Here is a 14,554-nt window from a genome sequence, read left to right on the forward strand (position 1 = left end):
CGGCGTCGCGGCCTCCAGGCACCTGCTTATTGCTGGTGTTCACCGCGTTCGCGGGCAATGGCGCGGTAGCCGATGTCCTTGCGGTAGAAGCTGGCGTCCCAGTTGATCTCGGCAGCCAGGCGGTAGGCTTGTTGCTGGGCAGACTCGACGCTGTTGCCCAGGGCAGTGGCGCAGAGTACGCGGCCACCGGTGGCAACCACCTGGCCGTCCTTGAGTGCGGTACCGGCGTGGAAGACTTTACCTTCCAGCTTCGCGGCAGCATCCAGGCCGTTGATCGCGGCGCCTTTGCTGTAGTCACCCGGGTAGCCACCGGCTGCCAGGACCACGCCCAGGCTTGGGCGCGGGTCCCACTGCGCTTCGACCTTGTCCAGGGCCTTGGCGAAGGCGGCTTCGATCAGCAGCACCAGGCTTGACTCCAGGCGCAGCATGACTGGCTGGGTTTCCGGGTCGCCGAAGCGGCAGTTGAACTCGATGACTTTCGGGTTGCCGGCTTTGTCGATCATCAGACCGGCATAGAGGAAACCGGTGTAGACGTTGCCTTCCTCGGCCATGCCACGCACGGTCGGCCAGATCACCTGGTCCATCACGCGCTGGTGCACGTCGGCGGTGACCACCGGTGCTGGCGAGTAAGCGCCCATGCCGCCGGTGTTCGGGCCAGTGTCGGCGTCGCCGACACGTTTGTGGTCCTGGCTGGTAGCCATTGGCAGTACGTTCTGGCCATCGACCATGACGATGAAGCTGGCTTCCTCGCCGTCAAGGAACTCCTCGATCACCACGCGCGAACCTGCATCACCAAAGGCATTGCCGGCGAGCATGTCGCGCACGGCGTCTTCGGCTTCGGCCAGGGTCATGGCGACGATCACGCCTTTACCGGCGGCCAGGCCGTCGGCCTTGATCACGATCGGCGCGCCTTTTTCCCGCAGATAGGCCAGGGCCGGCTCGATCTCGGTGAAGTTCTGGTAGTCGGCGGTCGGGATCTTGTGGCGCGCCAGGAAGTCCTTGGTGAAAGCCTTGGAGCCTTCCAGCTGGGCTGCGCCCTTGGTTGGGCCAAAGCAGTCCAGGCCACGGCTGCGGAACAGGTCGACGACACCGGCAACCAGCGGGCCTTCAGGGCCGACGATGGTCAGGGCGACATTCTTTTCGGCGAAATCGGCCAGTTGCTCCAGGGCGGTGACGTCGATGTCGACGTTCTCGCACTTGGCTTCGGTGGCGGTGCCGGCGTTGCCCGGGGCAACGAAGACTTTCTCGACCCGTGGGTCCTGAGCGACTTTCCAGGCCAGGGCGTGTTCACGACCGCCGCTACCGATAATCAAAACGTTCATGTCAAAACCTCGATGAAGCTAATTCGGATAATGCTGGTAGCCGGGACTCTTGTGGGAGCGGGCTTGACCCGCGATGCGCTGTAACTGACAGATCGCAATCGCGGGTCAAGCCCGCTCCCACAGAGCCTGGCACCAGGTCCTGGTATCAGTGACGGAAGTGACGCATGCCGGTGAAGACCATGGCGATGCCGGCTTCGTCAGCGGCCGCGATGACTTCGGCATCACGCATCGAGCCACCTGGCTGGATCACCGCAGTGATGCCCACCTTGGCGGCGTTGTCGATGCCATCGCGGAACGGGAAGAACGCATCCGATGCCATGACCGCGCCCTGCACCTGCAGGCCAGCGTGCTCGGCCTTGATGGCCGCGATACGGGCGGAGTTGACGCGGCTCATCTGGCCGGCACCGACACCGATGGTCTGGCGGTTCTTGGCGTAGACGATGGCGTTGGACTTGACGAACTTGGCCACTTTCCAGGCGAAGATCAGGTCGTGGATCTCTTGTTCGGTCGGCGCGCGCTTGGTGACCACTTTCAGGTCGCCCTCAGTGATCATGCCGATGTCGCGGCTCTGCACCAGCAGGCCGCCGGTGACGCGCTTGAAGTCCCAGGCAGCGGCACGCTCAGCCGACCACTCGCCGCAGGACAGCAGGCGGACGTTGGCCTTGGCAGCCACCACGGCGCGGGCTTCGTCGCTGACGCTCGGGGCGATGATCACTTCGACGAACTGACGCTCGACGATGGCCTTGGCGGTTTCGGCATCCAGCTCGCGGTTGAAGGCGATGATGCCGCCGAACGCCGACTCGGTGTCGGTAGCGTAGGCCAGTTCGTAGGCCTGGCGGATGCCGCCTTCGGCGTCCGGGCTGACGGCCACGCCGCACGGGTTGGCGTGCTTGACGATGACGCAGGCCGGCTTGACGAAGCTCTTCACGCACTCCAGCGCGGCGTCGGTATCGGCCACGTTGTTGTACGACAGCTCTTTGCCCTGCAGCTGTACGGCGGTGGCAATGCCGGCTTCAGCGGGCTTGGCCTCGACATAGAACGCCGCGCTCTGGTGCGGGTTCTCGCCGTAGCGCATTTCCTGGGCCTTGATGAACTGGCTGTTGAAGGTGCGCGGGAACTCGCTGCGGCCTTCGGTGCTCAGGGTTTCACTGGCCTGGTTCACGGTACCCATGTAGTTGGCGATCATACCGTCGTAGGCGGCGGTATGCTCGAATGCCTTGAGCATCAGGTCGAAGCGCTGGGCGTAGGTCAGGCCGCCGGCCTTGAGGCTTTCCAGCACCTGGCCGTAGTCGCTGGCGTTGACCACGATGGCGACGTCTTTGTGGTTCTTGGCCGCCGAGCGAACCATGGTCGGGCCGCCGATGTCGATGTTCTCGATAGCGGTTGGCAGGTCACAGCCAGGCTTTGCGATAGTGGCTTCGAACGGGTAGAGGTTGACCGCGACCAGGTCGATCGGCTTGATCCCGTGTTCGGCCATGATGGCGTCGTCGGTACCCCGACGGCCTAGGATGCCGCCGTGGATTTTCGGGTGCAGGGTCTTGACCCGGCCGTCCATCATTTCGGCGAAGCCGGTGTAATCGGCAACTTCCACCGCGGCAACGCCATTGTCCTGGAGCAACTTGAAGGTGCCGCCGGTGGACAGGATCTCGACGCCGAGCTGTTGCAGCTCACGGGCGAATTCAAGGATCCCGGTCTTGTCGGAGACGCTGATCAAGGCGCGGCGGATCGGCAGGCGGGTAGTCTGGTCGGTCATTTCAGATTCCATAACGCGGTGGAGTCAGCAAAAAAGGCGACCTCATCGAATGGGAGCCGCCTTTTCTGGTTTGGATGCTTGCTTACAACAAATCGTACTGCTTGAGTTTCTTGCGCAAGGTGCCGCGGTTGAGCCCGAGCAGCTCGCTGGCCTTGGTCTGGTTGCCCTTGACGTAGTTCATTACGCTTTCGAGCAACGGCGCTTCGACTTCCGAGAGCACCAGGTTGTACACGTCCGTGACGGCCGCGCCCTCAAGATGGGCGAAATAGTTGTGCAGCGCCTTTTCCACACTGCCGCGAAGGGTCTGGCCCTCTTCGCTCGGTGTATTCAGGTGCTGTTTCAGGTTGACGTTGTCGCTCACGGGCGTTGTTCCACTCACTAAAGTCTCGGTCATCATCGTCATGCGGCCACCCCTTGTCCGTCCTCTGTCTCAAGGCTCTGTTCACGTTCGCTAAAGAAGCCGCGAACGTTGGCGCACTGCGCTTGCGTGTCTTCCAAACGGTTGAACTGGGCGCGAAACTCCCTGGCGCCCGGTAGCGTTGCCAGGTACCAACCGACGTGCTTGCGGGCGATACGTACGCCCATCACATCGCCGTAAAAGGCGTGCAACGCGGTCAGGTGCTCCAGCAGAATTCGTTCCACTTCGTCCAACTGCGGCGCCGGCAGTGTTTCGCCGGTGCGCAGGTAATGCTCGATCTCGCGAAAGATCCATGGCCGCCCCTGGGCAGCCCGGCCAATCAGCAGACCGTCGGCACCGGTGGCAGCCAGCACCGCTCGGGCCTTTTCTGGCGAAGTGATATCGCCATTGGCAAAAACCGGGATCGACACCGCCTGCTTGATTGCCGCGATGGTGTCGTACTCGGCTTCGCCGGTGTAGAGGTCGGCGCGTGTGCGTCCATGTACCGCCAGTGCCTGGATGCCAGCCTGCTCGGCGATCCTCGCCACAGTCAGGCCGTTCTTGTTGGCCCTGTCCCAGCCGGTGCGGATCTTCAGCGTGACCGGCACGTCCACGGCGGCAACCACCGCGTGGAGGATTTCGCTGACCAGGGCTTCATCTTTCAATAAAGCAGAGCCTGCGGCCTTGTTGCAGACTTTTTTTGCCGGGCAGCCCATATTGATGTCAATGATCTGGGCGCCGGCCTCGACATTGGCCCGGGCCGCAGCTGCGAGCATCTGCGCGTCACCGCCGGCGATCTGCACCGAGCGCGGCTCGGGATCACCTTCGTGAATCATGCGCAGACGCGACTTGCGGCTGTTCCACAGGCTCATGTCACTGCTGACCATCTCCGACACCACCAGGCCTGCACCCATTCGTCGGCACAACTGACGAAATGGCTGGTCCGTGACCCCGGCCATCGGCGCGAGGATCAGGGCGTTCTGCAGTGTGTATGGGCCGATGCGTACCGCCGACATAGGAGTTCCCTGTTGTGGGGCCGGATCATTAGAGTTCGAAAAAGGGTTGGCATGATACCCGCTCTCGGTGACCGGATAAAGATGGATTTGGATAAAATCTGAACAGTTGGCTTCGAGGCTCGAGCTGCAAGCTTCAAGCCGCGAGCAAAAACGGACGCGCGTAAGGGGCTGCTGCTTCTTGTGGCTTGAAGCTTGCCGCTGGCAGCTCGCCTGTCATTCCGGCGAGCGGAATGACAGGCTGTAGTTGACCGCTTTGGGACCCGGATCGAGGATGTCCAGGGCAATGTGGATCGGTGTCTGGCTGGGCATTTCGCCCTTGCCGGCCAGCTCACCGCTGAGGTATTCGGTGGGCTTGAAGCGGCGGCTGGCGATCAACTGGCCGTTCAGGTCGGCAAAACGCAGCTCCAGCAGCGGGAACGGCTGGGAGAACGGCGCACGGTTGTAGATGATTGCATCGACGATCAAGGCTCCGTGGAAGTCCGGGTGGCTGCGCACCACCAGGTTGCTGCTCTTGATCCGGGCGATGTCGACTCGCGACGGTACCTGGCAGCCGACGGTCGGGCAGATCGTCTGGAACCAGGGGCGGTAGCGGTCCTGGCGGGCCAGTTCGTCGAACTGGTACCAGATGTACTGGCCAGCCAGTGCCGCGGCGGCCAGCAGGATCAGCAAGATCCACAGCAGGCGCTTGCCCCAGTTGACCTTGGGTTTCTGCCAGCCGAGCTGGATCGGGTCGTCGACCAGGTCGAGCAGCGGCTCCTTGCGGGCAGCGCGGCGGCCGCTCGGGCCCAGGCCTGGTTCGCGGCGTTCGTCCAGCTCAGGTTCGGGGCTGTCCAGGTCGTCGTCAGGCTCCCGGGCGGACAGGCGTTCGCCGGGCAGTTCGTCATCATCGGCATGCAGCGGTTGCGCGGGTGGCGCCGGGGCATCGAGATCGTCGTCGAGTACATCCAGCGACAGCGAAGGCTCGGTGCGCTCGCCTGGCGCCGGGGCGAGATCCAGGGCTTCCTGTTCGATCAGCGGCGGCTGTGGCTCGTCGAACTCGGCATTGAGCTGTTCGCGCTCGGAGGCCGGGCTGCTGAACAGGCTGTCGGGCCAGTGCTGGTCGTCCTGCTCGGGGCTGTCGCGGTGCGCGCTGAGGCTGTCTTCGCGCGGGGCAGCGGCCTTGAACTCGGTCGTCGGCTGGATTTCGCGCTGTTCCAGGCGCGCCAGTTCCTGATCCAGATCGAGCTGGTCGAGGTCCAGTTCTGCGGCGCTCCACTCGTGCTGGCTGGGCGCTTGCGCGGGCTCCACCACAGGCTCGACCGGCGCCGGCTGCGCAGACGGGTTCTGCGCCGCGCTTTGCTCCAGCAGTTGCCGGGCGGCGTTGAACACTTGCAGGCAGGCGCCGCAACGCACCACACCGCGGGCCACGCTCAGCTGATTGTGGCTGACGCGAAAGCTGGTCTGGCAATGCGGGCACTGGGTGACGAAACTGTCGGTCATGCGGCGGTCCGGGTTATGCAGAAGGTTATTCTAGGCGCACTTAGCGGCGGCGACCACTGATGCGTACCCAGCCATCGCGTACGGCGATCGGGTCGAGGTCGAAGTCCTTGGCGTAGGCCGCGGCGACTTCATCACCCTGTTCGGCGAGAATCCCCGACAGCGCCAGCAGGCCTCCCGGACGTACCAGCCCGGACAGTTGCGGGGCCAGCGATACCAACGGGCCGGCAAGGATGTTGGCAACCAGCACGTCGGCCTGCATGGCCGGCATGTGCTCGGGCAGGTACAGGGCGAATTTCTCGTCGGCGATGCCGTTGCGCCCGGCGTTGTCGCGCGAGGCTTCCAGGGCCTGCACGTCGATGTCGGTACCGACCGCTTCGCGGGCGCCGAGCAGCAGCGCGGCGATGGCGAGGATGCCCGAGCCGCAACCGAAGTCGAGCACCTGGGTGTCTTTCAGGTCCTGGCCGTCGAGCCATTCCAGGCACAGGGCGGTGGTCGGGTGGGTGCCGGTGCCGAAGGCCAGGCCCGGATCGAGCAGCAGGTTGACCGCCTCAGGCTCCGGCGCCGCATGCCAGCTTGGCACGATCCACAGGCGCTGGCCGAAACGCATCGGCTGGAAGTTGTCCATCCAGCTGCGTTCCCAATCCTGGTCTTCGATGACTTCAGCCTGGTGCTCGGGCAGTTCGGCGCCGGTCAGCAACTGCAGGTGGGCGAACACCGCGTTGGCGTCGGTATCGGCTTCGAACAATGCCAGCAGGTGAGTGTGCGACCACAGCGGGGTGGTGTTGAGGTCCGGTTCGAAGATCGGCTGATCTTCGGCATCCATGAAGGTGACCGAAACGGCGCCTACTTCGAGCAGGGCATCTTCATAGGTTTCGGCTTGTTCCGGGCTGATGGCCAGACGTACTTGCAGCCAAGGCATGGCGGGCACCTTTGGAAAAATCTACAGGGGCAGCCCGAGGCTGCGAGAAGCCCGCCAGTTTACTTGAGTGCGAAGGGTTTGTGGGATCCCTGTAGGCCCTAGAGCCTGGCCGGCGAGACGATGATCTTCACATTCTCCTCCTTGTTGTTCACCAGTTCCTCGAAGCCCTGGCCGACAATCGCCTCAAGGCCGATACGGCCGGTGACCAGCGGGCTGATATCCAGCCGCCCATCGGCGATGAAGGCGATGACGTCGGCAAACTCGCCGTTGTAGGCCAGGGCGCCGAGCACCTGCTTTTCGGTGGACACCAGTTCGAAGAAGTTGAACGCGCTGGGCTCCTCGAAAATGCCCACCAGCACGCACTTGCCGGCCTTGCGGATGACATCGATGGCGAGCTTGGCGGTGTGCTTGTTGCCGATGCATTCAAAGCTGACATCGGCACCGAGGCCCGCAGTCAGGGTGCGAATCTCTGCCAGCACATCGCATTGCTTGGGGTCGAGCACTGCCGTGGCGCCGACCTCCAGGGCCTTGGCCTTGCGCGCAGTGGACATTTCCAAGGCTATTACCTGGGCGGCACCGGCTGCCTTGGCGCACATGATGGTGCACAGGCCGATGGTCCCGGCACCCACCACCACGACGTTCTGGCCGAGCAGGTTGCCGGCCTTTTTCACCGCATGCATGCCGACCGCCAGTGGCTCGATCAGCGCCCCGGCCTCGCGCGGAAAACCTTCGGGCAAGCGGTACAGCAGGTTGGCCGGCACGTTGACCCGCTCGGCGAAGGCGCCGTTGTTCATCAGGCCGGTAAAGGCCAGGCGTTCGCAGATGTTGTACAGGCCATGGGTGCAGTAGTAGCAGGTACCGCAGTGCTGACAGGCATCGGCAGCCACCGGGTCACCGATGGCATAGCCCTGCACGCCGTCACCGAGCTTGAGGATTTCGCCGCAAAACTCATGGCCAAGAATGCACTGGCCCTGAATGCCGGTCAGCGGATGCGGCGCCTCCACCGGAATGAACACGGGGCCGGCGACATACTCGTGCAGGTCTGAGCCGCAAATGCCGCACCAGTCGACCTTGATCTGCACCCAGCCCGGCGGCGGGTCGGCGGGCAACGGCACATCTTCGACGCGAATGTCCTGGCGGCCATGCCAGACCGCTGCGCGCATGCTGGCGGCGGGCTTGGAAAGATCATTCATAGTTGTTATCTCCCGGGCGTACACGAAAGCGCCGCCGTGGTGACGGCGGCGCGGGTTGGTTCAATGGCTGGCGATGAAGGCCGCCAGCCGCTGGTTGATCCGCTCGGCGGCCTCCATCTGCACCATATGGCCCTGGCCTGGCAAGATCTCGACCTCGGCTGTCAGGCCCTTGGCATGGCGGGCCGGGATGATTGCGTCAGCAGCGCCCCAGATCACCAGGCTTGGCTGTTGGGCAACCACCGCGCGCAGGTCGTGGCGCTGCACACTGCCGTCAGCCAGGGCCGCGGCAAGTTGGCGCAACGCCGAGTCGACACCTTCCAGGCGCTTGAACTTGAGCATGTCTTCGAGCATCTGCCGGGTCACCAGGCCAGGGTCGGAAAACAGCTGCGTCAGTTGCGGCTTGAGTGCGTTGCGGTTGCTGGCGTCAACGAAACCTTGCAGGTAGTCGCCATTGATTTCGCGACCGAGGCCGGCGCTGGCGATCAGGGTCAAGGTGCGTACCCGTTGCGGCGCCAGGCGTGCCAGGTTGAGCGACACCGCACCGCCCATGGAATGCCCGGCCAGGTGCGCGTGCTGGATATCCAGGTGGTCGAGCAAGGCGATTACCGTCTGGCTCAGTTCATCCAGGTCGCCCCGTTGCAGGGCTTTGCCCGACTCGCCATGCCCGGGCAGGTCGAGGGCGATGACCCGACGCTCGGCGGCCAGGGCCTGATGGTTGAACAGCCAGTTGTTCAGGTCGCCGCCAAAGCCGTGCACCAGCAGCAGCGGCGTGCCGCCCTCGCCGAGGTCGAAGTAGCGCAGGGTACGCCCGCCCAGGTCGATTTTCTGTGGCGCCGGGCCGCTGTCCTGTTCGCCGTCGCCGCCGGGGACGAACTCGGCCTGGAAGCGCTGCACCACCGCGTCGATCTCGGCTTCGTCCGCTTCGCCTTCGACCACCACCGCCAACAGGGCGCCCACCGGCAGGGTTTCATCCGGCTGGGCGATCAGGCGGCGCAGCACGCCGCTGAACGGCGCCTCGACGCTGCTGGAGATCTTGTCGGTCTCGACATCCAGCACCTCGTCGCCCTTGTTGATCTGCTCGCCTTCCCGCTTGAGCCAAGTGTCGATGCGCCCTTCGGTCATCGACAGGCCCCATTTGGGCATGGTCAGGGTATGGATCTGGCTCATGCAGCATTCCTCGCGCCAATCACCTTGTGCACCGCGGCTTCGATCTTCGCCGCGGTGGGGATGTACAGGTCTTCCAGGGCGTCGGAGAACGGCACCGGGGTGTGCGGGGCGGTGACCATTTCGATCGGCCCCTTGAGGGCGGCGAAGGCTTTTTGCGCCACCAGGGCGCTGATGTCGGTGGCCATCGAGCAACGTGGGTTGGCTTCGTCGATCACCACCAGGCGCCCGGTTTTTTCCACGCTTTCAAGGATGCTGTCTTCATCCAGCGGGCTGGTGGTGCGCAGGTCGAGGACCTCGCAGTCGATGCCCTGGCGCGCCAGGTTGGCGGCAGCCTCCATGGCCAGGTGAACCATGCGCCCGTAGGTCACCAGGGTGATGTCGTCGCCGTCGCGCAGGTAATTGGCTTCGCCGAACGGCACGGTATACAGCTCTTCCGGCACCTCGCCCTGCATGCTGTAAAGCAACTTGTGCTCGCAGAAGATTACCGGGTCGTTGTCGCGAATCGCCTGGATCAGCAGGCCCTTGGCGTCGTACGGCGAGGACGGGCAGACCACTTTCAGGCCGGGAATGTGTGTCCACAGCGAGGTGAGCATCTGCGAATGCTGTGCGGCGGCGCGCAGGCCGGCACCGACCATGGTGCGCATCACCAGCGGGGTGACCGCCTTGCCGCCGAACATGTAGCGGAATTTTGCCGCCTGGTTGAGGATCTGGTCCAGGCAGCAGCCGGCGAAGTCGACGAACATCAGTTCGCACACCGGGCGCAGGCCCTGGGTGGCGGCGCCGACCGCCGCGCCGACATAACCGATCTCGGACAACGGCGCGTCGAGCACGCGGCCGGGAAACTGCTTGTACAGGCCTTTGGTCACGCCGAGTACGCCGCCCCAGGCGTCCTCTTCACCAGGCGCCCCGGCGCCGCCGGCGACGTCTTCACCGATGATGAAAACGCTGCTGTCGCGGCGCATTTCCTGGGCCAGGGCTTCGTTGATGGCTTGCTGGTAGCTGATTTTTCTCGCCATGATGCTTCTCCACTTGTTCTTGTTGTCAGGCAGGCTCAGGGGTACGACACGTACACATCGCTGAGCAGGGCGGCAGGGTCGGGTTTCGGGTCGGACTTGGCCCGGCGCACCGAGTCTTCGATCAGGTCCTCGACCCGAGCATCGATCTGCTCGAGTTGTTCGGCGCTGAGCAGGCCGGCGCGGGTGCTGCGCTGGCGGAACTGCATCAGGCAGTCGCGGGTTTCGCGCAGGTTCTTCACTTCATCCGGCGCGCGGTAGGTTTGTGCGTCACCTTCGAAGTGGCCGTAGTAGCGGGTCAGCTTGACCTCGATCAGCGACGGGCCCTGACCCGAGCGTGCACGTTCGATGGCCGCGCCCGCCGCCTCGAACACGGCGAAGAAGTCGTAGCCGTCGATGGTCACCCCGGGCATGCCGAAGCCAGCGGCGCGGTCGGCAATGTGATCGCAGGCCACCGACCAGTTCGACGCGGTAGCCTCGGCATACCCGTTGTTCTCGGCAACGAAGATGCACGGCAGGTTCATGATCGAGGCCAGGTTCATCGCCTCGAACACCGCGCCCTCGTTGGCGCCACCGTCGCCGAAGAACACCACGGCGACGTCATCGGTGCCCTTGATTTTCGCTGCCAGCGCCGCCCCGGCCACCAATGGCGCACCGGCACCGACGATGCCGTTGGCGCCGAGCATGCCTTTCTCCAGGTCGGCGATGTGCATCGAACCGCCCTTGCCGCCACACACACCGGTCTTCTTGCCGTAGATCTCGGCCATCATCCCGTACACGTCGACGCCCTTGGCGATGCAGTGGCCGTGGCCGCGGTGGTTGGAGGCGATGCAGTCGCTGTCGCGCAGGTGGGCCATGACGCCAGCGGCCGAGGCCTCTTCGCCGGCATACAGGTGAACGAAACCGGGGATCTCGCCGGTGGCGAACTCCACGTGCAGGCGCTCTTCGAAGGCGCGAATGGTGCGCATGACTTCATAGGCATGCAGCAATTGCTCGGTAGACAGGTGAGTGGACATCTTGTTGTTCTCCGGGGTTGTCTCAACACGGTTGGTTCGCAGGGTGTTGCGGGTGTTCGCGGCCGACCGCCAGCAGGCGATGGCGCGCGGCATAGGCCAGCACCGCCTCGACGTCGATGCTCAAGGGGCCGAAAGCGTCGAGGGTGATACTTGGCTGGTCGCGTTCGCTGAACTCGATTTCGCGCTCGCCGTCCAGCGCCAAGGTGCCGCTGGACAGGCTCAGGGAGTAGGTAACGCCAGGCATCAGCAGCCCTGAGGCAGTCACTCCGCAGCCTTGCAACAGGCCGGGGGCGAGCGGTGCCAGCAAGGCTTGCTCAGCCTGTGGATGCAGGCGAATCCAGGCGCCTTCGGGTGCTGTACGCGACACCGGGCACCACAGCCCGCACAGTGCCGAGAGGCCAATGGCGTGAGGTTCGGCGAAGGTGGTGAAGACTTCCGCGAGGTCCTCGCCGCGGCTGATGGCGCGGGCGCCGATGAAGCGCTGCGGCGACACCGCGACATCCACCAGGGCCCATTCGCAAAGGCTCTGTTCCGGCACCCGCACCACCAGGCGCTTGTTGCGGCGCAGGGCAATCGCGGCGGGGATGCGGGCGCTGGCGAACAGCCCGCCGGCAAGGCCCGCACTGGTGGCTTCGCGCAGTTCCGGGAAGGCATTGTTGGTGCCGGTGGACAGGGTCAGCAGCGGAATGTCGCCGATTTCGGCGGCCACCGCCTTGTGCGTACCGTCACCGCCGAGCACGGCGATCAGGGCCACACCCTGGGCGGCCATCAGGCGCGCGGCGTGGCGGGTGTCTTCAACGGTTTGGCGCAGCGGCATGTCAAGGATGGTCAGTTGCGGCCAGCGCTGTTGCTCGGCATGCGGGCCGAGGCTGGCCTTGAGCACCGCGGCGGCGATGCCGGTCATGTCAGGCGGCAGCAGCACCTGTTCGATACCGGTGGCGGCAAACGCGGCGAGCAAGCGCTGCACCGCTGAGGCCTTGTCGGTGCTGGAGTAGAGCCCGGCATTGGCAGTCAGTCGGCGCAAGTCGCGGCCGCTGGCCGGATTGGCGATGATCCCCACGGTCAGGGCGGGTTGGCGCATGGCACACCTCTGGTTCTTGTTTGCCAGGGGCAGGAGCAAGGCCGGTGCCAAGTTATGCGGATGTCCGCTCTAGAGCGGTTTTTGCGGTGTTGGCCCGGGCTGCGGCAAGACGCTCGGTGTCAGCGCCGTTGGCTATGGGGCGAGACGCTGAGACGCTGCGTCTCAGCCGGCCGGGAATCCACAGAGTGCTTGTTCACCCTTGGCATTCGGCGCTTAATGAGGCCCATAACGACAAGAACACGAGAACCGGAGGCCCCATGCTTGCCGCGAACTCCAAAGCCCACATCGACTGTGTCAGCCGCGTGCTGAAGAACGCCGAACGCCTGCCCCAGGCGCCGGTGCCGCCGCTGATCCTCGACTCCTGGCGCCGCTCGATGGAGCAGCACCGGCTCGACCCTGCGTCCCAGCAGGGGCCCCGCATCCTCTCGCAAAGCCTGCTCGACGAATGCCGCGAACGTTCCGAGCTGTTCCTGCGCATTGCCGGCGATGCGGTGGCGCGCCTGCATGGACGGGTGCACGATGCCGACTATTGCGTGCTGCTGACCGATGCCCAGGGGCGGACCATCGATTACCGGGTCGAGCCGGTCATCCGCAACGACTGTCGCAAGGCCGGGCTGTACCTGGGCACCTGCTGGTCGGAGGGCGAGGAGGGCACTTGCGGAGTGGCGGCGGTGCTGACCAGCAAGGCACCGGCGACGGTGCACAAGCGCGATCATTTTCGTGCCGCCTTCATCGGCCTGACCTGCTCGGCGGCGCCGGTGTTCGACCCCCGGGGCGAGCTGCTCGGCGTGGTCGATGTCTCGGCGCTGCAATCACCGGACGACCGGCGCAGCCAGCACCTGATCCGGCAGATGGTGGTGCAGAGCGCGCGGGAGATCGAGAACGCGTTTTTCATGCACAGTGCCGAACCGCACTGGGTGCTGCGTGCCCACAGCACGCCGGGCTATGTCGACAGCCAGCCGGATTACCTGCTGGCCTGGGATGCCGATGGCCGATTGCAGGCGCTCAACAGCCTGGCGCGCAAGGTGCTGCTGGAGCGCTACGGGCAGCTGCCGGAACATATCGGCGAGCTGTTCGACCTCGATGCCCTGCGCGCCGCCACCGATGAATCGGCCCAGCGCCTGCGCTGGCGCGGTGAAAGCGGCGAACTGCATGTGCGCATCAGCTCGCCGCGGCGCAAGCCTGGGCGGCGGAGCGCGGCCATTGCCCGCCAGCCGGTTGATGAGCGGGTCGAGCACAGCCTGCGCCTGGCGACCCGGGTCAAGGACTGCAACCTGGCCGTGCTGGTGTTGGGCGAAACCGGTTCGGGCAAGGAGGTGTTTGCCCGCCAGTTGCATGTCATGAGCCAGCGCAGCCGCAAGCCGTTCGTGGCGCTGAACTGCGCCGCCATCCCCGAGAACCTGATCGAGAGCGAGCTGTTCGGCTATGTCGCCGGAGCCTTTACCGGCGCCTCCAGCAAGGGCATGCAGGGCCTGCTGCAACAGGCTGATGGCGGTACGCTGTTTCTCGATGAGATCGGCGATATGCCACTGAACCTGCAGACCCGCTTGCTGCGTGTGCTGGCCGAAGGCGAGGTGGCGCCCTTGGGCGCTTCGGCGCGCCAGCGGGTGGATATCCAGGTGATCTGCGCCACACACCGCGACCTGACGGCAATGGTCGCGGCCGGCAGTTTTCGCGAAGACCTGTACTTTCGTCTGGCCAATGCCCGCTTCGAACTGCCGCCCTTGCGTGAGCGCAGTGACCGGCTGGCGCTGATCAACCAGTTGCTGGGCGAAGAAGCCAAGGGCTGTGGCGTTGATGTCGGTTTGAGCGACGGTGCGTTGGAGGCGCTGCTCAATTACCCCTGGCCGGGCAATTTGCGTCAGCTGCGCCAGGTCCTGCGTTATGCCTGTGCAATCTGTTCCGGCAGCACTTTGCAGCTCGATGATTTGCCGCTGGAGATTCGCGGCGGGCAGGTCCAGGCGCAGGTCCAGGCCAGTGTCAGCCCTGCGCGCCAGCAGTTGCTCGATGCGCTGATTCGCCACCGCTGGAAGCCGGGCGATACGGCCAAGGCCTTGGGAATATCGCGGGCGACCTTGTACCGGCGGGTGCATGAGCACAGGATCGAGATGCCGCGGATGACCAAAAGCTGATTCTCTGTGGGAGCGGGCTTGACCCGCGATGCGATTCGCCTGAAAAACCGCCATCGCGGGTCAAGC

General features: G+C 64.8%; 12 protein-coding genes. 1 reads left to right on the plus strand and 11 read right to left on the minus strand.

Going from position 1 to position 14,554, the window contains the following annotated elements; all coding sequences use genetic code 11:
* Positions 1 to 26: 26 nt before the first annotated feature.
* From purD to NLX68_RS11175, 11 genes are all read right to left on the minus strand, one after another.
* Positions 27 to 1,322 (minus strand): phosphoribosylamine--glycine ligase, encoded by a 1,296-nt coding sequence (purD, locus tag NLX68_RS11125; protein ID WP_254284015.1) that lies wholly within the window; start codon positions 1,320 to 1,322, stop codon positions 27 to 29.
* 145 nt (positions 1,323 to 1,467) lie between these two features.
* The gene (gene purH, locus NLX68_RS11130) at positions 1,468 to 3,075 is read right to left on the minus strand and encodes a bifunctional phosphoribosylaminoimidazolecarboxamide formyltransferase/IMP cyclohydrolase (protein ID WP_254284016.1); all 1,608 of its coding nucleotides are present in this window, start codon (positions 3,073 to 3,075) and stop codon (positions 1,468 to 1,470) included.
* A gap of 82 nt (positions 3,076 to 3,157) precedes the next feature.
* On the minus strand, positions 3,158 to 3,478 hold the full coding sequence (gene fis / locus NLX68_RS11135; RefSeq protein WP_003186237.1) for a DNA-binding transcriptional regulator Fis: 321 nt from the start codon (positions 3,476 to 3,478) through the stop codon (positions 3,158 to 3,160).
* Positions 3,475 to 4,488, minus strand: coding sequence for a tRNA dihydrouridine synthase DusB (gene dusB, locus NLX68_RS11140; RefSeq protein WP_254284017.1), 1,014 nt, complete (start codon positions 4,486 to 4,488; stop codon positions 3,475 to 3,477). Before dusB ends, fis begins: the two co-directional genes overlap by 4 nt.
* Before the next feature lie 213 nt (positions 4,489 to 4,701).
* Positions 4,702 to 5,967 (minus strand): DUF3426 domain-containing protein, encoded by a 1,266-nt coding sequence (locus NLX68_RS11145; RefSeq protein ID WP_254284018.1) that lies wholly within the window; start codon positions 5,965 to 5,967, stop codon positions 4,702 to 4,704.
* 40 nt (positions 5,968 to 6,007) lie between these two features.
* Positions 6,008 to 6,886 (minus strand): 50S ribosomal protein L11 methyltransferase, encoded by an 879-nt coding sequence (gene prmA / locus NLX68_RS11150; protein WP_254284019.1) that lies wholly within the window; start codon positions 6,884 to 6,886, stop codon positions 6,008 to 6,010.
* A gap of 98 nt (positions 6,887 to 6,984) precedes the next feature.
* Positions 6,985 to 8,049 (minus strand): 2,3-butanediol dehydrogenase, encoded by a 1,065-nt coding sequence (locus NLX68_RS11155; RefSeq protein ID WP_254284073.1) that lies wholly within the window; start codon positions 8,047 to 8,049, stop codon positions 6,985 to 6,987.
* Positions 8,050 to 8,139: 90 nt separating this feature from the next.
* Positions 8,140 to 9,246 carry an acetoin dehydrogenase dihydrolipoyllysine-residue acetyltransferase subunit gene (locus tag NLX68_RS11160; protein WP_254284020.1) on the minus strand — a complete coding sequence of 369 codons (1,107 nt, stop codon included), beginning with the start codon at positions 9,244 to 9,246 and terminating at the stop codon, positions 8,140 to 8,142.
* Positions 9,243 to 10,262, minus strand: coding sequence for an alpha-ketoacid dehydrogenase subunit beta (locus NLX68_RS11165; protein ID WP_254284021.1), 1,020 nt, complete (start codon positions 10,260 to 10,262; stop codon positions 9,243 to 9,245). Before NLX68_RS11165 ends, NLX68_RS11160 begins: the two co-directional genes overlap by 4 nt.
* Before the next feature lie 35 nt (positions 10,263 to 10,297).
* Positions 10,298 to 11,275, minus strand: coding sequence for a thiamine pyrophosphate-dependent dehydrogenase E1 component subunit alpha (locus tag NLX68_RS11170; RefSeq protein ID WP_254284022.1), 978 nt, complete (start codon positions 11,273 to 11,275; stop codon positions 10,298 to 10,300).
* A 22-nt stretch (positions 11,276 to 11,297) separates the two neighbouring features.
* Positions 11,298 to 12,356 (minus strand): ATP-NAD kinase family protein, encoded by a 1,059-nt coding sequence (locus NLX68_RS11175; RefSeq protein ID WP_254284023.1) that lies wholly within the window; start codon positions 12,354 to 12,356, stop codon positions 11,298 to 11,300.
* Between the two features lie 257 nt (positions 12,357 to 12,613).
* Here NLX68_RS11175 and NLX68_RS11180 point away from each other — a divergent pair, with 257 nt between their 5' ends.
* Positions 12,614 to 14,488: a sigma-54-dependent Fis family transcriptional regulator gene (locus NLX68_RS11180; protein WP_254284024.1), complete on the plus strand. Its 1,875-nt coding sequence runs from the start codon at positions 12,614 to 12,616 to the stop codon at positions 14,486 to 14,488.
* Positions 14,489 to 14,554 lie beyond the last annotated feature (66 nt).

It is taken from the genome of Pseudomonas sp. SBB6 (assembly GCF_024213215.1).
In the GTDB taxonomy this organism is placed as follows: domain Bacteria; phylum Pseudomonadota; class Gammaproteobacteria; order Pseudomonadales; family Pseudomonadaceae; genus Aquipseudomonas; species Aquipseudomonas donghuensis.